The sequence below is a fragment of the Nitrosospira briensis genome (genome assembly GCF_900115125.1).
GTDB classification, from domain to species: Bacteria; Pseudomonadota; Gammaproteobacteria; order Burkholderiales; family Nitrosomonadaceae; genus Nitrosospira; species Nitrosospira briensis_A.
Genome location: NZ_FOVJ01000007.1, coordinates 79149 through 101892 on the forward strand (window position 1 = coordinate 79149; position 22744 = coordinate 101892).

23 protein-coding genes are annotated in these 22744 nt (G+C 54.4%); 10 read left to right on the top strand and 13 right to left on the bottom strand.

Annotation, left to right across the window (positions count from 1 at the left end):
• Positions 1–27: 27 nt before the first annotated feature.
• The 7 genes from lptB to BMZ14_RS12440 all read right to left on the bottom strand — a co-directional run bounded on the left by lptB (position 28) and on the right by BMZ14_RS12440 (position 6120).
• Positions 28–750: an LPS export ABC transporter ATP-binding protein gene (lptB, locus tag BMZ14_RS12410; protein WP_074798063.1), complete on the bottom strand. Its 723-nt coding sequence runs from the start codon at positions 748–750 to the stop codon at positions 28–30.
• Positions 751–898: 148 nt separating this feature from the next.
• Positions 899–1435, bottom strand: coding sequence for a lipopolysaccharide transport periplasmic protein LptA (gene lptA, locus BMZ14_RS12415; RefSeq protein WP_074798066.1), 537 nt, complete (start codon positions 1433–1435; stop codon positions 899–901).
• Between the two features lie 19 nt (positions 1436–1454).
• Positions 1455–2030, bottom strand: a complete 576-nt coding sequence (lptC, locus tag BMZ14_RS12420) for an LPS export ABC transporter periplasmic protein LptC (protein ID WP_074798068.1) — start codon at positions 2028–2030, stop codon at positions 1455–1457.
• Entirely contained in the window at positions 2027–2551 is a 525-nt protein-coding gene (locus BMZ14_RS12425; protein ID WP_074798070.1) for a KdsC family phosphatase, read from the bottom strand. Before BMZ14_RS12425 ends, lptC begins: the two co-directional genes overlap by 4 nt.
• Positions 2552–2758: 207 nt before the next feature.
• The gene (gene ispH / locus BMZ14_RS12430; RefSeq protein WP_074798072.1) at positions 2759–3703 is read right to left on the bottom strand and encodes a 4-hydroxy-3-methylbut-2-enyl diphosphate reductase; all 945 of its coding nucleotides are present in this window, start codon (positions 3701–3703) and stop codon (positions 2759–2761) included.
• A 222-nt stretch (positions 3704–3925) separates the two neighbouring features.
• Positions 3926–4924: a cobalamin-binding protein gene (locus tag BMZ14_RS12435; protein ID WP_074798074.1), complete on the bottom strand. Its 999-nt coding sequence runs from the start codon at positions 4922–4924 to the stop codon at positions 3926–3928.
• Positions 4925–5001: 77 nt separating this feature from the next.
• Positions 5002–6120, bottom strand: coding sequence for a 3-deoxy-7-phosphoheptulonate synthase (locus tag BMZ14_RS12440; protein WP_074798075.1), 1119 nt, complete (start codon positions 6118–6120; stop codon positions 5002–5004).
• Between the two features lie 276 nt (positions 6121–6396).
• On the opposite strand from BMZ14_RS12440, the gene miaA reads away from it, so the two are divergent.
• The 7 genes from miaA to BMZ14_RS12475 all read left to right on the top strand — a co-directional run bounded on the left by miaA (position 6397) and on the right by BMZ14_RS12475 (position 16554).
• Positions 6397–7320, top strand: a complete 924-nt coding sequence (miaA, locus tag BMZ14_RS12445) for a tRNA (adenosine(37)-N6)-dimethylallyltransferase MiaA (RefSeq protein WP_218145038.1) — start codon at positions 6397–6399, stop codon at positions 7318–7320.
• Positions 7321–7385: 65 nt separating this feature from the next.
• Entirely contained in the window at positions 7386–7742 is a 357-nt protein-coding gene (locus BMZ14_RS12450; RefSeq protein ID WP_074798079.1) for a BON domain-containing protein, read from the top strand.
• A 70-nt stretch (positions 7743–7812) separates the two neighbouring features.
• Positions 7813–10182 (top strand): acyl-CoA dehydrogenase, encoded by a 2370-nt coding sequence (locus BMZ14_RS12455; protein WP_074798081.1) that lies wholly within the window; start codon positions 7813–7815, stop codon positions 10180–10182.
• Positions 10183–10237: 55 nt separating this feature from the next.
• Positions 10238–12079, top strand: coding sequence for an AMP-dependent synthetase/ligase (locus BMZ14_RS12460; protein WP_074798083.1), 1842 nt, complete (start codon positions 10238–10240; stop codon positions 12077–12079).
• A 70-nt stretch (positions 12080–12149) separates the two neighbouring features.
• On the top strand, positions 12150–12566 hold the full coding sequence (locus BMZ14_RS12465; protein WP_074798084.1) for an acyl-CoA thioesterase: 417 nt from the start codon (positions 12150–12152) through the stop codon (positions 12564–12566).
• Positions 12567–12600: 34 nt separating this feature from the next.
• Positions 12601–15147, top strand: a complete 2547-nt coding sequence (locus tag BMZ14_RS12470) for a 3-hydroxyacyl-CoA dehydrogenase/enoyl-CoA hydratase family protein (RefSeq protein WP_074798086.1) — start codon at positions 12601–12603, stop codon at positions 15145–15147.
• 204 nt (positions 15148–15351) lie between these two features.
• Complete coding sequence (locus tag BMZ14_RS12475) at positions 15352–16554, top strand: acetyl-CoA C-acyltransferase (RefSeq protein ID WP_074798088.1); 1203 nt, start codon at positions 15352–15354, stop codon at positions 16552–16554.
• Here the strand turns inward: BMZ14_RS12475 and BMZ14_RS12480 are convergent, their stop codons facing one another.
• Both BMZ14_RS12480 and BMZ14_RS12485 read right to left on the bottom strand, forming a co-directional pair.
• The gene (locus BMZ14_RS12480) at positions 16555–16740 is read right to left on the bottom strand and encodes a DUF3460 family protein (RefSeq protein ID WP_074798090.1); all 186 of its coding nucleotides are present in this window, start codon (positions 16738–16740) and stop codon (positions 16555–16557) included. It abuts the gene before it with no gap.
• Between the two features lie 141 nt (positions 16741–16881).
• Entirely contained in the window at positions 16882–17646 is a 765-nt protein-coding gene (locus tag BMZ14_RS12485; protein WP_074798092.1) for a polyamine aminopropyltransferase, read from the bottom strand.
• A 145-nt stretch (positions 17647–17791) separates the two neighbouring features.
• Here BMZ14_RS12485 and BMZ14_RS12490 point away from each other — a divergent pair, with 145 nt between their 5' ends.
• Positions 17792–18334, top strand: coding sequence for a hypothetical protein (locus BMZ14_RS12490; protein ID WP_143071993.1), 543 nt, complete (start codon positions 17792–17794; stop codon positions 18332–18334).
• Positions 18335–18391: 57 nt separating this feature from the next.
• On the opposite strand, the gene BMZ14_RS15175 is transcribed toward BMZ14_RS12490, so the two are convergent.
• Positions 18392–18586 (bottom strand): hypothetical protein, encoded by a 195-nt coding sequence (locus BMZ14_RS15175; RefSeq protein WP_177186983.1) that lies wholly within the window; start codon positions 18584–18586, stop codon positions 18392–18394.
• Between the two features lie 59 nt (positions 18587–18645).
• Here BMZ14_RS15175 and BMZ14_RS12495 point away from each other — a divergent pair, with 59 nt between their 5' ends.
• Entirely contained in the window at positions 18646–20118 is a 1473-nt protein-coding gene (locus BMZ14_RS12495; protein WP_256208609.1) for an SEL1-like repeat protein, read from the top strand.
• Between the two features lie 123 nt (positions 20119–20241).
• Here the strand turns inward: BMZ14_RS12495 and BMZ14_RS15180 are convergent, their stop codons facing one another.
• Entirely contained in the window at positions 20242–20418 is a 177-nt protein-coding gene (locus tag BMZ14_RS15180; protein ID WP_256208610.1) for a hypothetical protein, read from the bottom strand.
• 219 nt (positions 20419–20637) lie between these two features.
• Here BMZ14_RS15180 and BMZ14_RS12505 point away from each other — a divergent pair, with 219 nt between their 5' ends.
• Positions 20638–21099 carry a glycine zipper 2TM domain-containing protein gene (locus BMZ14_RS12505; RefSeq protein ID WP_074798098.1) on the top strand — a complete coding sequence of 154 codons (462 nt, stop codon included), beginning with the start codon at positions 20638–20640 and terminating at the stop codon, positions 21097–21099.
• A 139-nt stretch (positions 21100–21238) separates the two neighbouring features.
• Here BMZ14_RS12505 and trhA read toward each other — a convergent pair whose 3' ends face one another.
• Positions 21239–21895 (bottom strand): PAQR family membrane homeostasis protein TrhA, encoded by a 657-nt coding sequence (trhA, locus tag BMZ14_RS12510; protein ID WP_074798100.1) that lies wholly within the window; start codon positions 21893–21895, stop codon positions 21239–21241.
• A 393-nt stretch (positions 21896–22288) separates the two neighbouring features.
• On the bottom strand, positions 22289–22582 hold the full coding sequence (locus BMZ14_RS12515; protein ID WP_177186984.1) for a TrbC/VirB2 family protein: 294 nt from the start codon (positions 22580–22582) through the stop codon (positions 22289–22291).
• Between the last annotated feature and the right edge of the window lie 162 nt (positions 22583–22744).

Sequence of the window (22744 nt, forward strand, 5' to 3'; positions counted from 1 at the left end):
CCAGATCCAAATGAATCGAATCTCTCTTCAAAGCCGGAAATGTTCTCCCAGATATACTTTTCTCACACTTTCATTATAAATGATTTCATCGGGATTACCGCTGGCCAGTACCTTGCCGTCGCTGATAATATAGGCATGATCGCAGATGCCCAGCGTTTCCCTGACATTATGGTCGGTAATGAGCACGCCGATGTCGCGTTCCTTGAGAAACCTTATTATCTTCTGGATATCCAGCACGGCAATCGGGTCCACGCCCGCAAACGGTTCATCCAGGAGGATAAAGCGTGGCAGCGTTGCCAGTGCGCGGGCAATTTCAACACGGCGCCGCTCGCCGCCGGACAAGCTGATAGCCGGACTGGCGCGTATGTGGCTGATGTGGAGATCATGCAGTAGATCGTCGAGATGCTGCTGCATTTCATCAGCGGTATAATTCTTCAGTTCCAGCACTGCCCGAATATTGTCAGACACGGAAAGCCGCCTGAAAATGGAAGCTTCCTGGGGCAAATAGCTCAAACCCAGGCGTGCGCGTAAATGCATGGGCATCTGGCTCAAATCCTGATCGTCCAGATAGATATTGCCGCCATCCAGCGGTACCAGGCCCACCATCATGTAGAAACAGGTGGTCTTGCCCGCGCCGTTGGGACCCAACAGACCAACAACCTCTCCGCTACGAACAGAAATCGAAACATCCTGCACCACGGTCCGGGACTTGTAACGTTTTTTTAAGTTATTAGCTTTGAACTCACTCATTTTCTGAAGCCCGGAACCTCGGAATAAGTGCCAGGCTCAAGCACCGCAGCGTTGCGGGGCGGAACTCTAACAATAGAGAAGCCAGGAATTCGATCGATGATGCCGCCGGACCAAAGCACCTTCTGCCTGCGTGCGTGGCCGGGGTTTGTCATGGATTCTCGGCATCCGGTTTCGGCTCTTTTTTCTTCGGCTGGATAACAGCCCTCACTCTCCCCTCGGTATGCGTTTGAGTGCTTGCGTTATTGTTGCTCGTTACCTGGAAAAACTCGTTGATCGCATCGTAGGAAATATAATCGCCGTGTACTTCATCCTGCCCGCGCCGTAATCTCGCTTTCTTGAAGAGCTGTACCTTATCAGCTTTGCCGTCATACTCCATGCGCTCACTCCAGCCCTCGACGTACTCGTCCCTGCCATCGCGCTTTTGCCGGAAACTGGCGAGGTTACCGAAAGCAGTGGCTTGCTGAAATCCGTTCGCGTCTTCTTTCACCGTCATTTTGTCAGCCCGGATTACCAAGGTACCTTGGGTGAGCACTACGTTGCCGGTGAATGTGGCGAGCTTGTTGGCGTCCTGAACCGTAGCGCGGTCCGCCTCCAGATGCACCGGTTTATCTTTATCGGCTCGCTCAGCCAAGACCGATCCGGTAAACAGCACATTTAAAAAAAATATGATAAAAAAGGATTTCATTCGGCCTCGGTTAGAGCGGCTACCGCCGCTTGTCATGGACAACCCTTACCTGTGACAACAACCGGGTGACATTGGTGCGATTGTTCATCTCCATGCCGACCGCTTTCATGGTGGCATTCGTTTCGCTAATCACCACGGGCTTGTTGGTTTTGGCGATGTCGTCATCCGGTATGAGATGCAACAAGCTGGTCGTCATGATTGTTTCGCCACGGCCTTTACCCGCATTCCGAAGCACTTTAACGTTACCTATAAGATAGATATTTTCACCCTTCGCGGACATCCTTGCCTCGTCCGCTGTTATTTGCACCGCCGGCTTACCGGACTCGGTACCGATAAAATGGGGTTTTTCCACATCAGTGGTATCGTCTTCCGGATAATGCACCATGCTCTTGCCTATGAGCATGTGGCGGGCGGCTCCATCTTCCCCCATGCGGGCAGCCGAGAAGTTTTCCACCACGTAATCGGGCGCACGGCGCGATCCGTTGTCTTCGTGGGCCGGGGACGGTGCCCGTGCCGGCTGGTTCTGCCAAAACGACAACGCCGCCAGCAAGACGAGTATGAGGAGGAGGATTGCGGGAAGCAGGCGGCTGATCATTTGAGATAGGTCGCCAAATGCATATCCAGCGTATCCTGGGCATGCATTATCATTTCACAAACCTCTCGCACCGCTCCGCGCCCGCCTTCAAGGCGAGTGACATAGTGTGCATGCTTTTTCACCAGGGCGGGTGCGGCAGGTACAGTAATGGCCAGACCGCACCGCAGCATCACGGGCAAATCTATCAGGTCATCGCCCATGTAGGCACAGGCGGACGCCTCGATTTCGAGTTCCTTCAACAAGGCCTCGAATGCAGGCAGCTTACTCTTTGCACCTTGATAAACAGTCGCCACACCCCAGTCTTTTGCCTTCAAATCCACGCAACGCGACTGCCTGCCAGTGATAAGGGCAACTTTGACTCCGCATGCCTTCAGCATTTTCAGACCATGACCGTCATGGCTATTGAATGCCTTGATTTCTTCACCACCATCTGTGAGGTAGAGGCTTCCATCGGTAAGCACCCCGTCCACATCGAAGATAACCGTATGAATCTTCCTGGCCCTTTCGAATATATCCTGCATTGATATTAACGGCTCATGTCCGGTGATTTAATAAACGGTGATTTAAATACAATTAATTTTTGCTGGTACGGAACAGGTAATGCGGCGCTGCTACAGATCAGCGAAACTGTTGGAGCGGAACAGGAACAAGCGCCGTGGTGCTGGCGAAGCGCACCAGCACCAGTGGCGTGCAATTTGGACGTGTAGAAAATTACTGGCGCGAAGTGATTAGTTTTTAGGCAAAGGAAATACGACGGACTCAACCACGCCGCTCAGTTCCTCTACTACCACTTCCTTTCCCGCTTGCCCTGCACCTATCTGCCGTAGCCGCGAGATCACTTCCTGCACCAGCACTTCCGGGGCAGAGGCGCCGGCAGTGATACCGATCTGGTCCTTTCCTTCCAGCCACCTTTCCTGCAACTGCTCCGCACGATCTATCATATAGGCGTCCACGCCGGCATTCCTTGCAACTTCGCACAAGCGGTTGGAGTTGGAACTATTGGGCGAGCCGACCACAATTACCAGATCGCACTGCTTGACCATCATTTTCACCGCATCCTGGCGGTTTTGCGTAGCGTAGCAAATGTCGTCTTTTTTCGGTCCGGTAATTTTTGGAAAGCGCTTTTTCAAGGCCTTGATCACCCGTGTTGCATCGTCTACCGACAGCGTTGTTTGCGTGACATATGCCAAGTGGGTCGGATCTTGAACCTTCAGATTGTCGACATCCTCCTCTGTTTCGACCAGATACATACAGGGACCGTCTCCCTCGGCCTGGCCCATCGTGCCTTCCACTTCCGGATGCCCGGCATGGCCGATCATGATGATTTCCCGTCCCTGCTCCCGCATTTTTGCCACTTCGATATGAACCTTGGTCACGAGTGGGCAAGTGGCGTCGAATACCTTGAACTGTTGCGCCTCGGCTTCCCGCCGCACTTCATGGGAAACTCCGTGCGCGCTGAAGATCAAAATGCTGCCAACGGGCACCTCGTCGAGATTTTCGACAAACACCGCTCCTTTTTTTTCCAGATTCTCCACCACGAACCGGTTATGTACTACCTCGTGGCGCACATAAATCGGCGCCCCATGCATACTCAGCGCCCGCTCGACAATTTCGATCGCACGATCTACCCCGGCACAAAAACCACGAGGGTTTGCAAGCAATACCTTGATCATCAGTCATTCTCCATAAAAACTTTCATTCAGGCACCCAGACTATTCACGGTGCTGTTCGTGGTTCAGTGCGCTCTGCATATACATATATAGCGACCACATGCGCGATAGCGCAGATAACCAGTGGCGATGGCAAAAGCCGTGGACCGTTATTCTAGAGCATTCATATATTTCCTCAAGGAATCTCTAGTCAGGGTTTCCCATTGAGTCCCTCATAGCTACCCCTCATGAGCTACTCCGCGTTGCCGCATCGGCCCCTGTACCGGAAACATCCTTTTGCTGGCGTGACCGGACACTGTCCAATTGGGCGCAAACCGTTTTTGCTGCTCGCAGCATTCGAACAGTCTGGCGATGCAAGAGATCAGGGTGCACAAAAAACAAGTGGCTGTTCCTGACTGCGCTCACTTGCGGAAAGCGGCGCGACAGGTTCCGCGCTCCAGTTTCAGCAAATTCGTCGGAGGCACTGCTGATAATAGCTTGAGGATCGGCTTCCACTAAATTTTCCGGCGATATTACCGGCGTTAAAGAAGGAGCGGATCTAAACACATTCACTCCGCCACAAATACCGATGATATCGCTGATAAGATGATTACCATTCACCGTCATCAGCGGCTGATGCCAAATTACCTGGAATACGCTGATTTTACGACGATCGCTATAGGTGTGCTTGATTCCTTGCAATTCTTCTTCATAGTCGCTCGCGGCTGACTCTGCCTGCATTGATGTTCCCGCCAGCTTCCCGGCCGTCCGCAACAATCGCGGAACATCTCCCAGTTTATTCGCTTCAGTAGCGAAAACAGTGATGCCCAGTTTCTCCAGTTTCTCGATATCCTTACGGGCGTTCCCGCTATGCCACGCGACCACCAGATCAGGCTTGAGCGCGACAATTCTCTCCAGATCAAGATTGGACGCGTCGCCGACATCCTGAACCGTTCTGGCAGCATCGGGGTAGTCGCTATAGCGACTGACGCCTACCAGTTTGCTCCCTGCTCCGGCCGCGAATATCAGCTCGGTGATGTGCGGAGAAAGGGAGACGATACGCTTTGCAAAATGGTCCAGGCGAACACTGTGTCCACGATCATCGGTGAGCTTGATCGGAAAAGCAGGCAAAGCTGCGGCCGCTACGTTGATAACGCCAGCAATGCCAATAGAAGTCCCCAGCAGTGATGCCGGAAATACAAACAACAGTATTAAAACGCTACGCCTTATCTTGTTGAGAGGCATGGGCGGTAGGCAGGCATTCCCGAGCGGGTGTTTGTGGATTCGCGTTATGGAGATTTTTTGATGGAAAAAGCGGAAAACTATGCTTCCTGATAACGCTCCGCCAGGGCGGCGCGTCGTTCGTATGCTTCCCGTGCTATGCGGACGTCTTCGAGGAAAAACGGCAGTTCCCTGATCAGCATCGCCTGAGGTCCATCCACGAGTGCCTTGCCTGGCACCGGATGAAAATCCACCAGTATCATATTGGCGCCCGCAATCACCCCTTGGGTGGTCACATGCATGATATCGAGTATGCCGTCCGGCGAGGAAGCGCGCAGGCCTACTGAATGGGAAGGGTCTATGCATACCGGCATGCGGGTGAGACGCTTGACCACTGGCACATGGGCAAAATCCACGAAGTTGCGATGAGGATCCGCCATGTTGGTCTTCATGCCGCGCAGGCCAAAGACAACCTTGCGATTACCCTCGGACGCGAGATATTCCGCGGCGTTCAGCGACTCATCCAATGTGATCCCAAAGCCGCGCTTGAGCAACACCGGGAAATCCTGCTGGCGTCCTACGATTTTCAGCAGCTCGAAATTTTGTGTATTGCGCGTGCCGATCTGCAACATGACACCCGTGGAATTGCCTGTCCGGTAAAGGGCTTCGCAAATTTCCTCCACATGGGATTCATGCGTGATTTCCATGGCTATCACTTTGATGCCATATTTCCCGGCCAGGTCGAATACATAAGGCAGGCAAGCCTTGCCGTGACCCTGGAATGAATATGGGCTGGTACGCGGCTTGTACGCGCCCATGCGGGTGCATACCTGGCCATTGTCGCGGAGCGCCTGCATCATCAACTCGACATGCTCCAGCGTATCCACCGCGCACAGCCCGGCGAAAACGTTCAGGGTATCCTGACCGAAGCGAACACCGTTATAGTCGAAGTGAGTGGGCCGGTGATCGTCTTTATGCCGCCCGAGAACGCGATACTCCTCCGAGATCCGCACAACCTGCTCGACACACGGCAAGTTTTGCATTTCCTCGATTGGCAAGGGCTTGGTATTGCCGATCAGATATACCTCGGTAAGAGTCTGCTCGACGCCGACTTCGGTATGCACACGCGTGGAAATACCAGGGAGATTGGCGAGATGCGCCATTAACTGCTTGTATTCGGCGCTGTCCGGCCGAGTATCCGGATTCAGGACAAGGATCATTGAAAATAGTACCGGGGCATCGACAAAAGCGCACTGAAGGCAGGCACGCGGAAATGCGGGATTCTAACTGAAAAAACCGATGCTTGCCATTCAATTGAATATCGCGTTTAATCGGTTTCGGGTCTTCCTTTTACCTCTTTGAAGTCTTGCCGGACCCGGCAACAGGCCTGCAACCGCAAGGCGATTCAAGATAAACCAGGCCCCCCATCTGCCGTGACAGACCCGAACGTAAATTTCCCGAATCGCGATTTGGCTACCCATCCCGCAATTTTTCTGATGGGACCCACTGCAAGCGGTAAAAGCAGCATTGCGCTGGAAATCTCCCGGCATTTCCCGGTGGAAATCGTCAGTGTCGATTCGGCCCAAGTGTACCGGCATATGAACATAGGTACCGCCAAGCCCGATGCGGAAACCATGGCGCGGGTCCCTCACCATCTCATCAACCTGATTGAGCCGCAAGAGCATTATTCCGCTGCCCAATTCCTGAGAGACGCCCTTGCGATAATGAGCGAGGTCACGGAACGGGGCAATATTCCCCTGTTGACGGGCGGCACGATGCTCTATTTTAAAACATTGCTGGACGGGCTTTCAACGCTGCCGTCCGCGAACAGCAGCTTGCGCGGGGCGATTGAAGCCAAAGCGGAAGAAAGAGGCTGGCCCGCATTGCACAACGAACTGTCGCAGCTGGACCCGGCCAGCGCGGCAAGAATCAAGCCCACCGATAGTCAGCGCATCCAGCGTGCGCTGGAAGTGTGCTACCTCACAGGCAGGCCCATGTCGGAAATCCTGAAGGAGCCGCGATATGTGTCTTTTCCTTATCGGGCAATCAAGATCGCCCTCATTCCCTCTGATCGCGGAATACTGCACCAACGCATCGCCCAGCGCTTCGAGCAAATGCTAAAACGGGGATTAATCGATGAAGTCCGCGCAATCCGTGATAAATTCTGTCTGAACGACCAGAGCCCTTCCATGCGCTGCGTCGGTTACCGGCAAGTATGGATGTATCTGGAAAAGCAGATCGATTCGGGAAAAATGCGGGAGATGGCGTTGGCCGCGACACGGCAATTAGCAAAGCGGCAGCTCACCTGGTTGCGTTCCATGAAAGGAATGCAGGAATTCGATTGCCTGGACGAAAATTTGCCGGAACAGGTGCTCAAGTACCTTCTGGATGCTGGATTGAAACGCCCAGTGGCTTCATAATCACGATGATTTATTTGATCAGTCTGGTTGGCATTCTTTAAATAAATTCTGGTTAGGAAAACGAAATGAACGATAGGCATAGATTTGTTGTTTTGGCCGTAGCCCTTGCCGGCGCCTTGTCCATTGCCGGGTGCGGAAAATCCGAGAAGGTGCATGAATCCTGGGAAGCGCCTCCAGCACAGGAGCAAGTGGATGACGGCACCCTCAACAGCACGGTAAAGGCAGCGCTACTTGCCGATCCGGAAGTGAGGCATCTTGATGTCAGGGTCGAGGCAAGCGCCGGCACGGTTATGCTTAGCGGTATTGCGGACAATCAGTCTCAGATGGATCGGGTGAACATGCTTACCTGGATGGTTGACGGTGTCAAGAAAGTGGACAATAAAATGAGCGTCAGAAGCGCCCCTGCGCCAGCGGAAAGTTGATCGGGCGACTCCCCATGGAGCATAGAGGCAACGTGGCACAGCTGTCGCAAACCTACGCAGGAAAATTATTTTGATCTCTTCTCTGCTTTTGACGCTGGTTCTGATTGTCGGCGTTATTCTTTTCGTCCCGCCGGTACGCCGCGCACTCATTTCGAACCGCGTACTGAAAATTTTTCGAAAGATACTGCCGAAGGTTTCGCAAACCGAGCAGGAAGCGCTGGATGCGGGAACCGTATGGTGGGACGGAGATCTGTTCAGCGGCAGGCCCAACTGGAACAAGCTGCTGACCTATCCGAAACCGAAGCTAAGCGCGGAGGAAAAAGCGTTCCTTGCAGGCCCTGTCGAACAATTATGCGCGATGCTGGACGAATGGCGTATTACGCGCGAACTGTATGACCTGCCACCCGAGGTCTGGCAATTCATCAAGGACAACGGTTTCTTCGGAATGATCATTCCGAAGCAATATGGCGGCCGCGGTTTTTCGGCGCTGGCACATTCCGAAGTGGTCATGAAAATCAGTTCGCGCAGCGGTACGGCAGCGGTATCGGTGATGGTACCCAATTCGCTCGGGCCATCGGAACTGCTGCTGCAATACGGTACTGAAGAGCAGAAGGATCATTATCTGCCGCGCCTGGCAAAGGGACTCGAAGTACCCTGCTTCGCCCTCACGGGACCGGATGCAGGATCGGATGCGGGTGCGATACCCGATTACGGGATTGTCTGTCATGGCGAATTCAACGGCGATGAACATGTGCTGGGCATGCGAGTCACGTGGGAAAAACGCTATATTACCCTGGGGCCGGTCGCGACTCTGCTTGGGCTTGCATTCAAGGTGCATGATCCGGACGGGTTGTTGGGCGATGAAAAGGATCTGGGAATTACGCTGGCGCTGATTCCCACCAATACGCCGGGCGTGAATATCGGCCGCCGCCATTTCCCCCTCGATGCCGCCTTTCAGAACGGCCCCAATTCCGGGAACGATGTATTCATCCCGATGGAATGGGTAATCGGAGGGCTCGAAGGGGTGGGAGGCGGCTGGCGCATGCTGATGAACTGTCTTGCCGTCGGACGTTCGATTTCCCTGCCCGCGACCAGCACCGGGGCGGCCAAGCTGGCTGCCCGCACCACGGGCGCATACGGCAGAGTGCGAGTGCAGTTCAAGACTTCTATCGGACGCTTTGAAGGCGTTGAGGAAGCGCTTGCCCGCATTGGGGGCAACACATACATGATGGACGCGGCGCGCGTGATGACGGCCGGGGCTGTGGATTTGGGCGAAAAGCCAGCGGTCATCTCGGCCATTGTCAAATATCATCTCACCGAGCGTGGGCGCCAGGCGATAAACGATGCGATGGACGTACATGGCGGCAAAGGCATTTGCCTTGGGCCCGGCAACTATCTGGGACGCCACTACCAGCAGATCCCGGTCAGCATCACGGTAGAAGGCGCCAATATTCTTACCCGCAACATGATCATTTTTGGCCAGGGGGCGATACGCTGCCACCCCTACCTGTTAAAGGAAATTCACGCCGCCAGTGACACTGATGCGACGCGCGCCTCTGTGCAATTTGACCAGGCGTTCAGCGGACACGTTATTTTCACGCTCGGCAATGGCTTGCGCACCCTGCTGCACGGATTGACCGGCGGCACGCTCGGGAGCGCTCCGGGTAGCGTCGGCCCTGAAACGCAGCGTTATTACAGTCAGCTCATGCGTTTTTCCGCTGCTTTCGCCTTTCTTGCCGACATCTCCCTTCTGATTTTGGGGGGCGCGCTCAAGCGCAAGGAAAGAATATCCGCCCGCCTTGGCGATATCCTCAGCCTGCTCTATTTATGCTCGGCCACGCTGAAACGCTATAAGGACGATGGCCGGCCCGCAGCCGATTCACCGCTACTGCATTGGTCGATGCAAGATGCGCTCTACCGCATGCAGCAGGCATTCGAGGGATTGCTGGATAATTTTCCGGCCAGCGGGATCGCAAGGCGGGTGCTTCGTTTCATGGTGTTCCCACTGGGCAAGCCTTTTTCCCAGCCTTCGGATAAGCTGGGCCATGAGGTAGCCACGTTGATGCTGTCACCCGGGGAAGCGCGTGATCGCCTGACTGCCGGAATTTATGTGCCTGCATCGGCTGATGAACCGCTGGGCAGGCTGGAACAGGCGCTACAGTGTGCAATGGTTTGCGAAGCGGTGGAAGCCAAGTTGCGCGCCGCCGTCAAAACCGGACGAATTCCGGCTCAAGGTGATGAAAGGATTGCGGCCGCCCTCAAGCAGAGAGTCATCACGACTGCTGAACTGGAGTTAATGGGAGAGATGAAGTCATTGCGCCGCGGCGTCATCATGGTGGATGATTTCCCTCGGGATTTTGGCCCGGAGCCCGGCGATGAGGCGGCAAGTGCGCCGGATGCAGCACCGGAGCAAGCCAATGCGTGTACCGCGTCCGCGTAAACGCGCCATGCGAATAACCTTATCGGGTCAAAAATAACAAGATACGGAATACATCATGCAAACCGGACAACACAACTTGACCGACATTATTCCGGTGGAGACTGCCGGAACGCTCGACGGCTTGTTCCGCGAGCGAGTGCGCCGCTCGCCTCATAAAGTAGCCTACCGCGACTACGACCGTTCCAGCGGCAAATGGCGCGACCTCACCTGGTCACAAATGGATGACCGTATCGAGCACTGGCAGGCTGCGCTCTCCCGCGAGAGTCTCGCTCCCGGAGACCGGGTGGCTGTCATGCTGAGAAACTGTCCTGAGTGGGTGATGTTCGAGCACGCCGCGCTGAGGCTGGGGCTTGTGGTGGTACCTCTTTATACAGCCGATCGGCCCGAGAACGCAGCCTATATCTTGCGCGACGCCGGCGCGAAAGTATTATTGGTGGAAGAACTGGCGCAATGGCAGGCATTTTCGGAAGTGCGGGATCAGATAGGCAATCTGGTACGCGTCGTTACCTTCCAGGGAATCCCGGAAAAAAAAGACGACGGGCTCGTGCTCGCGCTGCATGAATGGCTACCGGAAGAGTTGCCGGAAAGACTGCCGGGAGAAGCCGGAACGACGCCCGACTTCAAGCGCGATACCCATCAGCTGGCCACTATCATATATACCTCGGGCACATCGGGCCGGTCCAAGGGAGTCATGCTGAGCCATCATAATATCCTCACCAATGCCTATAGCTGCCTGCAAGTCGTGCCGATCAGGCAGGACGACCTGCTGCTTTCATTTCTGCCCTTGTCGCATACTTTTGAGCGAACTGCCGGTTGCTATGTGCCTATCATGCAGGGAGCCACGGTCGCCTATGCCCGTTCGGTCCACCAGTTGCAGGAGGACTTGCTGATCATACGGCCCACGATCCTGGTTTCAGTGCCACGAATATACGAGCGGGTATATGCCGGCATCCAGGCCAGGCTCGCGGAAGGGCCCCCTTTAAACAGGAGACTGTTCGAACTCGCGGTCGAAATCGGTTATAACCGCTTTGAGTATCAGCAGCATCGGGCGCCTCGGCATGTTTCCCACATGTTGTGGCCCTTCCTGGAAATAATGGTGGCGAAGAAGGTAATGGGCAAACTCGGCGGCCGGCTACGCTGCGCCATGAGTGGCGGGGCGGCATTGTCGGGCGACGTTTCCCGCGTGTTCATCGGTTTGGGGCTGCCCATCCTGCAAGGCTACGGCATGACTGAAAGTAGTCCAGTGGTCTGCTGTAATACTCCCGAGGATAATGTTCCGACCAGCGTGGGACGTCCCATTCCAGGAGTGGAAGTAAAGCTCGGCGAACATAATGCCTTGCTGATTCGCGGTCCTAACGTGATGCTCGGCTACTGGAACAATCCGGAGGCCACCAAGGCAGTCATGATGCCTGAGGGTTGGCTCAATTCCGGTGATATTGCGCATATTGATGCGCATGGCAGGGTAACCATCACGGGGCGCCTGAAGGAAATCATCGTTATGTCCACCGGAACGAAAATCCCGCCCGCGAATATGGAAGCAGCCATTCTGCGCGACTCACTGTTCGAACAGGTCATGGTGATTGGCGAAGGCCGTTCATATTTGAGTGCGCTGGTAGTCCTGAACTCCAGTAAATGGGAGGCCATATCGGGTCAATATGGTCTTGACCGCGACTGGCGCCGCCTGTTAGGAAACCAGAAGCTCGAAAAAATCCTGCTTGAACGGATCGCGCATCAGATAAAGGAATTTCCCGGCTATGCCAAAATATACCGCGCGGGGCTGGCAAGAGAACCGTGGACTGTCGAAAACCATATGCTGACACCGACACTGAAACTCCGGCGAAACCAGGTACTGAGCCAATATTCCACTGAAGTGGACAGGCTTTACGAGGGTCACTGAGAGGATGATGGGTTGCGCTTTGCTCCACTCCATCCTACAAAACCACGAATGGCAAAGCCACGAGGCGTAGATGAATGCTGACGCAGAAATTCAAACATCACTGCCCGAAGGATGCGATCCAATACTGCGCCTGGTGCCTATGCCGACGGATACCAACTATGCAGGGGACGTGTTCGGGGGCTGGATCATGGCGCAGGTGGACATTGCCGGCAGTCTTCCAGCCATTCGCCGGGCTCGCGGGCGGGTAGCGACGGTAGCGGTTAATTCCTTCGTATTCAAACAGCCTGTATTCGTGGGAGATGTCGTGAGCTTTTATGCAAACATCGTCAAGATCGGGCGCACATCGATTACGGTGGATGTCGTGGTTTATGCCCAGCGGGGATTGCGCCAGGGAGACCATGAAATATGTTACCGGGTGACCGAGGCGGTATTGACTTACGTGGCGGTGGACGAGAATCGCAGACCCCGTGTTGTTCCGCCCGAATAGGTAAAACGGGCCCGAGATCGAACTGGAGGCAGACTTGAACAATCATAAATTTGTCGTGCGCAAGGCGGCCGTGCTGGGTGCGGGGGTAATGGGAGCGCAAATCGCGGCGCATCTGATTAATGCCAATATCGAAACACTGTTATTCGAGTTGCCCGCAGAGAAGGGCGATCCCAATGACAATGTCATCAAGGCCATAGAGAATCTGAAAAAACAGGACCCGGCGCCGTTGTCGGTACCAGCCAGGGCAGCCTCTATTCAGCCTGCAAATTACGAGCAAAACCTTGAATTGCTCAAGGATTGCGATATCGTGATCGAGGCGATCGCCGAGCGTATGGATTTGAAAAGGGCGTTGTACGAAAAAATAGCGCCGTACCTGGCCGAGCATGCCATTTTTGCCAGTAACACGTCGGGACTTTCCATCAATAAACTGGCACAGGCGTTTCCGGAGAACTTGCGTCACCGCTTTTGCGGTATTCATTTTTTTAACCCGCCGCGTTACATGCATCTCGCTGAGCTGATTGCCTGCACGGAAAGCGATGCGGCGATGCTGAATGACCTGGAAGCGTTTCTGGTTACTTGTCTTGGCAAAGGGGTGATTCGCGCAAAGGATACGCCTAATTTTATTGCCAACCGGATAGGCGTATTTTCCATGCTCGCCACCATGCATCATGCCAGGGAATACGGACTCGGGTTCGACGTGGTGGATGCTTTAACCGGGCCTCTCATTGGGCGCCCAAAAAGTGCGACTTTCCGCACCGCGGATGTGGTGGGGCTCGATATTCTCGCGCATGTGATCGAAACCATGCGCGACACTCTGGCGAACGACCCATGGCATAAGTACTATGCAGTGCCCGGTTGGCTGCAGGGCTTGATAGAGACAGGCGCCTTGGGGCAGAAAACAAAGCGCGGAGTATATCGGAAGGCGGGCAAGGAAATTCACGTGCTGGATCTTGCCAGGAAGGAATATGTCCTCTCCGCGGGTGTCGCTGACGATGACATGAAGGAATTGCTCAGGCAAAAAAATCCAGCGGGTAAGCTTGGCGCGCTACGCGCGAATCCACACCCGCAAGCCCAATTCCTTTGGGCAATATTCCGCGATTTGTTTCATTATTGCGCTGTTCATCTGAATGCAATCGCAGATAATGCACGCGACCTCGATTTTGCGATGCGCTGGGGTTTCGGCTGGAATGAGGGGCCATTCGAAACCTGGCAGGCCGCGGGGTGGAGCGATATTACGGGATGGATAAACGAAGATATCGCCGCAGGCAAAAGCATGAGCGACGTATCGCTGCCGGACTGGGTGCGGGAAATGGGGCAAAGTGCGAGCCAAGCCGCCGATCGGGACATACAAGGGGTTCACAGGACCCAGGGTTCTTATTCGCCATCCGCCAACAGTTTCCGGCACCGTTCAACGTTGCCTGTGTACAGGCGACAGTTATTTCCCGACAAATTGCTGGGCGAGCAGGCGCAGTACGGCACAACCCTATTCGAGACCGATGCAGTGCGCATGTGGCATATCCCCGGCAAGTCCGGCAGCGCTGGAACAGCCGACGACGGCGTTGCGATTCTCAGCTTTAAAAGCAAGATGCACACTATCGGCAGCGATGTGCTGGACGGAGTGCAACAAGCCCTGGATGAGGCGGAGCGAAACTGGCGCGCGCTGGTGATCTGGCAGACCGAACCGCCCTTTTCCGCTGGTGCCAATCTGCAAAAAGCAACAGAGCGCCTCAAAAGCGGCGAACCTCCTTCCGCCCTCACTGTTCTGGCAAAAAAACTCAGGAAAACTGCACAGTCAGCTGTGCTTAAGGCCGCACGCAGCCTTAATCTTGCCGATGCCCTGATGGCGGGTAAACTTGCGGAAGTCGAGGCAATGGTCGCGCAATTTCAGCAGACTTCGCAGGACCTCAGGTATTCGATGATTCCTACGGTGGCGGCGGTGGATGGGCTTGCGCTCGGAGGCGGCTGCGAGTTTGTGATGCACTGCGACAGGACAGTCGCCACCCTTGAAAGCTACATCGGCCTGGTGGAAACCGGGGTGGGATTGATACCGGCTGGCGGCGGCTGCAAGGAACTTGCCCTAAGGGCCGCGCAGGAGACAATAGACGGCGATCCTTTTCCCTTATTGAAAAATTATTTTCAGAGTGTCGCAACCGCGCAATTGGCAAAGAGCGGCGAGCAAGCCAAGGAACTGGGGTATCTGCGCCGTGCAGACCAGATAGTGATGAACCGGTTCGAGCTGCTTTATGTCGCCAAGGCGAATGCTATCGCGCTGGCCGAAGCGGGGTACCGTCCCCCTCTGAAAGCACGAAGTATTCCGGTTGCCGGTTCTACGGGGATCGCCACCATCAAAGGCATGCTGGTGAATATGCGCGAAGGCAACTTCATCTCTGAGCATGATTACCTGATCGGGTCAAAACTCGCACACGTGATGTGCGGTGGAGAGTTGACCCCCGGCAGCCTGGTCGATGAAAACTGGTTCCTGGAACTGGAACGTGCTGCGTTTATAGAACTGCTGGCGACCGAGAAGACGCAGGCGCGCGTGGAACATACCCTGAAGACAGGGAAGCCGTTGAGGAACTAGGTGAGGCCTTGAATTCAGGCTGTCCTTCCGTTTTGGTTCGTGCGGCGGCCGTATCAGGGGATGCAGGGTCTATAAAGGATAAAAACGGTCTCCGATAAAGAATCAATTGTTGCGCACGATTCGTCAATGCATCACTCTAATTACTCTGACGCCGAGCCAACGGATTACCGGTGGCCAACCAGGCAGCGCTAAAGGGAAACAGACATGACAACCAGACAGACTCAGGAAGCTTACATTGTTGCCGCGGTACGAACGCCGGTGGGCAAGGCACCCCGCGGGATGTTCAAAACCGTACGCCCGGACGACATGCTGGCGCATGTGTTGAGAGCGGCGGTGGGACAGTGCGGCGAGCTCGACCCCGCAGCGATTGACGACGTCATCGCCGGTTGTGCCATGCCGGAAGCGGAACAGGGTTTGAACGTAGCCCGTATTGCGCTTTTGCTCGCCGGGTTGCCAAACAGCGTTCCCGGAATGACGGTCAATCGTTTTTGCGCTTCCGGCTTGCAAACAGTGGCGCTCGCCGCTGACCGCATCCGGCTCGGCAACGCCGATGTAATCATCGCGGCGGGAACCGAGAGCATGAGCATGGTTCCGATGACAGGCAACAAGATGGCGTTGGACCCGGCAATATTCCTGCGCGATGAAAACGTCGCCATTGCCTACGGCATGGGCATCACGGGGGAAAAAGTAGCCCAGCGGTGGCAGGTCAGCCGTGAGGCTCAGGATGAATTCGCGGTAGCCAGCCATGCAAAGGCGCTTAGTGCTATAGAAACGGGGGAATTCAAGGATGAAATAGCGCCTTATACCGTGGAAGAAAAGCGTCCCCATCTCGCTTCACATGAGGTGCGTACCGTATCCACGGTACGAGACACCGACGAGGGCCCGCGTCCAGGTACAAATCCAGCCACTCTCGCTACGCTGAAACCGGTATTTGCCGCCAATGGTTCGGTGACGGCGGGTAATAGCTCGCAGATGTCCGATGGCGCAGGCGCCGTGATCGTAGCCAGCGAAGCGGCACTGAAACGTTTCAATCTCACGCCCATTGGCCGTTTTCTTGGATATTCCGTCGCTGGCGTACCGCCGGAGATCATGGGAATAGGCCCCATCAAGGCGATACCTAAAGTGCTCGAACAGGTCGGCCTGAAACAGGACGACCTCGAGTGGATCGAACTGAACGAAGCCTTCGCCGCCCAGAGCCTGGCAGTAATCAACGACCTGGGGTTGGATCGGGAGAAGATCAATCCCCTGGGGGGTGCGATTGCGCTAGGGCATCCCCTGGGTGCAACCGGCGCAATTCGCGTTGCGACGCTGCTGCATGGCCTGCGCCGGCACAATCAGAAATATGGGATGGTCACCATGTGCGTGGGCACCGGGATGGGCGCCGCGGGTGTGTTTGAAGCGCTATGATTATTTCCCGAAATAGACGTAGGCTTTCTGCGCCACGCTGGATTCCTTGAAACGCTTGCGCTCTTCCAGGTCAAGTTTCTTGTCCCACCAGATGGCGCGCGCTTCTTTCTGATCCTCCGCCAGCTTCGGATTTTTTTCGAACAATTCACGCATGAACTTGGTGTGTTCGGACTCGTATAATTTCATAGTGATGTCTCCTCATCTCTCTCGTGTAGCGATACTGAAACTTTACCATAAACAGAGCCTTAGCAGCAACACGGCTTCCCGGACGGGCAGCTCTCCCGCAGAGCCCAGGTGGCTGCCATAGGCTACAAAAACAAACATCAATCAGAAAGAATTGCTTTGATGTAATTTTTTGACAAACTTCGTAAACGGCAGGCCCAGTTCTGCTTCAAGCTCGGCAGCGCGCGACTGCAAATCTTCCCAAACGCGCTTGCCTGGGCTGTGCTTGAAGGCAAAAACGATCAGGTTGCCGTGCACTTCAACCATCAAAGTCGCAACGCGCCCGGTAAAAGCTTCCTCGACACGGCTTATATAATCCCGAAAACCTTTATCCCTGCTGAGAAGATTGACCACAAGGACGCCATTTCTTTTCAATGCCTCGCGGGCACGGTTATAGAAATCCTGGCTGCAAAGCGACGAAACCTGCCGGCAATCATCAAAACCGTCAACCATCAGCACATCCGCGCTGCGCGGATGGCCCGCAACGTATTCGCCGCCTTCGGCAATAATGACTTGCAGTCGTTGGTCATCAGCCGGCAGAAAAAAGTAATTGCGTGCCGCGGAGACGACTTCGGGATTGATTTCAATCGCAGTGGTTTTAATCTTCGGCAACCGGTGATAAATGAATTTCGCCAACGATCCGCCGCCGAGGCCAATCATCAGAATATTTTCAGGTTTCGAATGGAACAACATAAAGCCCATCATGCACTGCGTATAGGCGAGTTCGAGCTCCAGCGGTGCGGCCAACCTCATGGCACTCTGCACATTGCTCCCGCCCAGATGGAGTACGCGTACTCCACCCTGCTCGCTCAGTTGAACTACTGAGTCGGCCTGACTGGACCGTTTCTGAAATCCCTGCCCCGAACTCATGCGACCTTCCATCTGCCTTTGAACACAATTCAGTGATCTTTACAAATCATTATTTTTAGCCTAATTTTAAAAAACGCGGCTGGCGTTGACTAGGCGAAAATATTGCAAAGCCCGTTATCATCCACGAGAACAAGGGACGATGCACGTGATAAATTTTCTGCAGGCGCTTGGCCGAGATTGGGCATTAGACGTGACCAAACTAAAGATAATTTTAGCGCCGCTTCTTGCAGCTTGTCTTCTATCCGCATGCGCGGTCATTGGTTTAAAAGAAAAAACCGGGACTCACGGAGCGAAGTTTACGGGAGATCATGCGGCACTCGCGCGTTGCGTTACCGGCAAGCTGCAAACGGATAGCCGGTGGATGATCCGCGCCCTGCAATATGACGTGCGGAGATATCCGGACCTTGGGGCAACAGAAATTTACGCCTATCCGGCAGGCTCATTGCCGGGCACATATCCGCGCAACTCCCCGTCCAACCCGGATGCAGTTATCAGCTACGCTCCGCCCGTGGCCAAAATTCATTCGTCCAGGCGGAATGGGGACACCAATAGTGATGTCAGTCCGGGTTATTCCTTTGCCCTTACGATCAAAAGGACTGACAATGCAACGGTATTCGCGACACTGAATGGCAAGAAATACGAAGGCGATATAGCCTGGGAGAAGCTGAAAGATTGCTCAGCTCCCTGAAGCCCCGAACTACCCGGGCTCTCGCCATTTCCTCCTGGCTGTCATCTTTCCTTCGCCTCAAAAGTTGAAGAGGCAAAAATTTCTTCTTGCCATAAAACCAAACAAAAAAGTATCGCCAGGATCGGGCAATGTATTTTGGGTGCGCTCCGCGTTAGAATGGCGCACTCCATAGCTGCCGGCACTTTTATTGGACTTTGGCGTCACAATCCAAACAGCAGGCAGCAGGGTAAAAGCATATTGGAGTTGAGACACCGAGCAGGCGCATGAGCGGCATGGTTCGAGATAGATTAGATTGAATTAATGGTGAGTAAATGATGCGCTTATCGATACCGATGGCGATAGCAGGACCGATAACAGCAGGACTTCTATTGGCATTGCTGAATCTTCCGGCTTTCGCTGGAGACTTTGAGGATGGCATGCAGTTCGTCCTCGCCAAGAACTACGCTAAAGCGGTAGAGTCTTTCAGAAAAGCCGCGGATAAAGGTAACGCGGATGCCCAATTCAATCTGGGCGTTCTGTATGCAAAGGGCCGCGGCGTTCCACAGGACTATGAACAGGCCGCGAAATGGTATCGAAAGGCGGCGGAGCAGGGAGATGTCCCGGCGCAATCCATGCTGGGCTTCATGTACCTGAAAGGCCAGGGAGTCGAGCAGGACTACCAGCAGGCCATGTTCTGGTATTTCAGGGCTGCGGACAAGGGATATGCTGTCGCGCAGTACAATCTTGGGGTCATGTACGCGAAAGGCCAGGGGGTGGCAAAGGACTATGAGCAGGCCCTCTCCTGGTATCTTAAAGCCGCTGAACAGGGGCACGCCCCCGCCCAGTCCATTCTCGGGTTCATGTACCTCAAAGGCCAGGGAGTTGACCAGGACGATCAGCAAGCCGCGTCCTGGTATCTGAAAGCCGCTGAACAGGGATATGCCGATGCGCAATACGCGATTGGCGTATTGTATGCAAAAGGCCGGGGCGTGGAACACAATGATCAGCAAGCGGTATCCTGGTACCGCAAAGCCGCTGAACAGGGAAACGTGGACGCACAGTTTAATCTCGCCATGATGTATGCCGCCGGCGAGGGGACTGAACAGGACTACAAGCAGGCCGCCTCCTGGTTTCGTAAAGCCGCCGACCAGGGATATGCAAGAGCCCAGTTCAAACTCGGTGTCGCGTATGCGAAGGGCCGTGGGATAACTGAGGATAATTACGAGGCCGCAGCTTGGTATCAAAAGGCCGCAGAGCAGGGATATGCGCCCGCGCAATTCAATCTCGGCGTGATGTATGCCACAGGCAAGGGCGTTTTACAGGACGAGCAGCAGGCCGTGGCCTGGTATCGCGCAGCAGCCGAGCAAGGAGATCCGGACGCGCAGTACAACCTGGGCGTAAGGTACGACGAGGGCCGAGGCGTAGCAAAGGACGAGCAGCAGGCCTTGTCCTGGTATCTCAAGGCGGCGGAACAGGGGTACGCGAGAGCCCAATACAGCCTGGGCGTGAAATATGATAATGGCGAGGGGGTGCCGCAGGATTACGCGCAAGCCCTGTCGTGGTATAGCAAGGCAGCCGAACGGGGCCATCCCGGGGCGCAAACCAATCTGGGGGTGCTATATTACAAAGGCAGCGGCGTTGAACAGGATTACGTAGAGGCCGACAAGTGGTTCAGCATTGCCAGCGCGGCAGACTATGAGGATGCGAAAGAGAACCGCGATTTAATGGAAAAGCTGATGACACCCGTACAAATTGCCGACGCGCAGCGGCAAGCGGAGGAATGGGCAAGAGCGCATCAGCCGTGATGGGTTTTTGCCTCATCCGTTTAGAGCGCGTGTGACAAAGAAGGGCGGATGATAGAAACGGCGGGATGGGCTTTGGGAAAGCGAGGACCGGTTATGGTTTCAAACGTGGCTACCCTTTGATGCCTATTTGGACGGTTGCGTACTCCTCTTCTCCTTGGCGATCGGGTTCTGCAAGGTGTAGCCTTTTTCTTTCATTTTGTATCCGCCATATGCGCCCGCTCCTCCCGCCACCACATACCAGCAGCCCGAGAGCATCGGAAGGATGGTCAGGAGCATAACCAGGGAAATTATTCTCTTCATTTTCATCGCAATTTTTCTGAAAGACGGAAAAAACAAATAGCCGTGGAATTTATCCTATGAGACAGAAGGTTGTCAATTTTGTCATCCAGGATGCTTATTTTCCGTTAAGGACTCAGCAGAGAGGAGAAATCAGGGGAAAGACGACACCGTCCGAGGCAATCAATGCAATCTCGGGCATACTGAATCATTCGGACCGGAATAAATTCTGGAGGAAACATCATGGTTGAAACACCGATCTCTGTCGCATGGTTCAGGCGGTTGACCGTAATAGCCCTGGTCATGCTCCTGGCCGCCTGCCAGTCTAATGAAACACGACGTTTTGGCGGCATCCTCGGCAGCGTCGCCGGCTCTATCGGGGGAAGCTATCTTGGCAGCTATCTCGGCGGCGGTACAGCGGGCCGCATACTGGGCGCAGTCGCCGGGGGCGTAGGTGGATATTACCTTGGCTCCGAAATCGGAGGTCATCTTGGCAAGGACGACCAGCGACGAATGGCCGAGACTTCGCAGCAGGCATACGAAACCAACCAGACGCAAACCTTCACCAATCCCGATAGCGGCGTGAGGGGTAAAGCAGAAATCGTCGGATCAGCGGAAGGCCGGGAATGCAAGATTATCAGGCAAACGGTTGTGCTCAAAGACGGAAAAACGGTTACCGAGGATGTGAAAAGCTGCAAGGAGTAGAGGTGAGCGACCAGATGGAGTCGCCACTGCTATATCTGATCAGCTGGCCGCCTCCCTCCTGTCGAGACAAAATTCGATAAAAGGTGTTCGGCCCCCATTTTCTGCAGCTCGCTTAGAGGCGTCTCGCTAACCGCGGATATCAGGCCCCGTACCAAAGCACTGCAATGAAATGGCATGTGGTACCGGCTATAACAAACAGATGCCAGATAAAGTGCCCGTAAAGCAGCCGCGAATCCGTTGCGAAAAAGACTACGCCGACTGTATAAGACAAGCCACCTGCCACCAGCCAGGAGAGCCCGGCGGGTGGTATCCTGGCAGATAGCGGTTCAATCGCAACCACGACAAGCCACCCCATCAGTAGATAAAGGCCGGTTGAGAGCACAGGATGCGGCCTCTTGGCGAATACCTTCAGCGCCACCCCCGCTATGGCAAGAGACCAGACCACCCCAAAAAGTGTCCAACCCCATGCACCACGCAGCACGCCAAGCGTAAATGGTGTGTACGTACCAGCGATAAGAAGAAAGATCGCGGAATGCTCGAAAGTCCGAAAAATCAGCTTGGTCTTGCCTGCCGGAAAGGCGTGATAGAGGGTGGAGGAAAGGTAGAGGAGTATGGTGGTCGCCGAGAAGAGGCATGTGCCGATCAGGAATCCAGTGTTCGCGTGGCTTGCTGCGTGCATGATGAGAAAAGGACCGCCGACGAATGCGGCAATCAGCGCTATACCGTGGCTGATGCTGTTCGCGATTTCTTCCCCTCGCGATTGCTCACGTATGGGGCCAGCAAGCAAAATGCGCATGCCAGTTCCTTTCTGTTTCGTGCTTTTGACTACGCCCTAAATTTTAAGGTACTAAGATTGTTCAGATGTATCAAGAGATAGATAGTCTGAAAGCAGCATCGATCTGAAAAATCAAATCCTGATCCTGCACGCTACTCCGTGCATATCAATTTTCATTTTTATCTCCCTCTGAAAATTCAACATCTATAGTTTTTGAGTGGTAGCTTTTAGGAGGTCCTTCGAGTGAGGAATGGGTCAACGCGCGCCCTTTTTTCTCGTTCTCCCAGAAACGACCGCTTGCAAGAGCCTCGCGTGAGCGCCATGATTGCCATGCCCGAGCTCTAAAATATCCGCGCTCAGGATCCGGTGTACCTTAAATTGACGCCGATCTGTCACCTTGGTAGTCGCCTTGGCTTAGAGGAATAAACAGATAATCGTATTAGCAAACGCAAGTCCGCAGATTCCGATTGTGCCATAGCGAATGCGTCGGGAAGTTTCCCCGTCAAATATCAAGGTCAAGCCGGTAATTACCACACCCATCATAAGAATCCAACCCGCCCAGAAGGAAGTGACCTGGCACCAGTTTTCATCCGGAGTTTCCCACGGTGTACTGGCAGCCGATGCAGGAAATACCGGGCTAGCAACCAGAGCCAGGCAAATTGCCAGAACAATCATGGCAAAGTGCACAGAATCATGTTTGACTATCATTTGTCCCCCCATAAGTTATATACATTACCCTCATTATTATTCCTTTTCTTAGGTTTGGATTCCAAGAACTATGCAGCGCACATAGTTCATCCAATTTTGACCGCTACTATATAGCCGTCCCAATGTATCGGGCTTTCCGCTTCTACTAATAGCTTTCAGCAG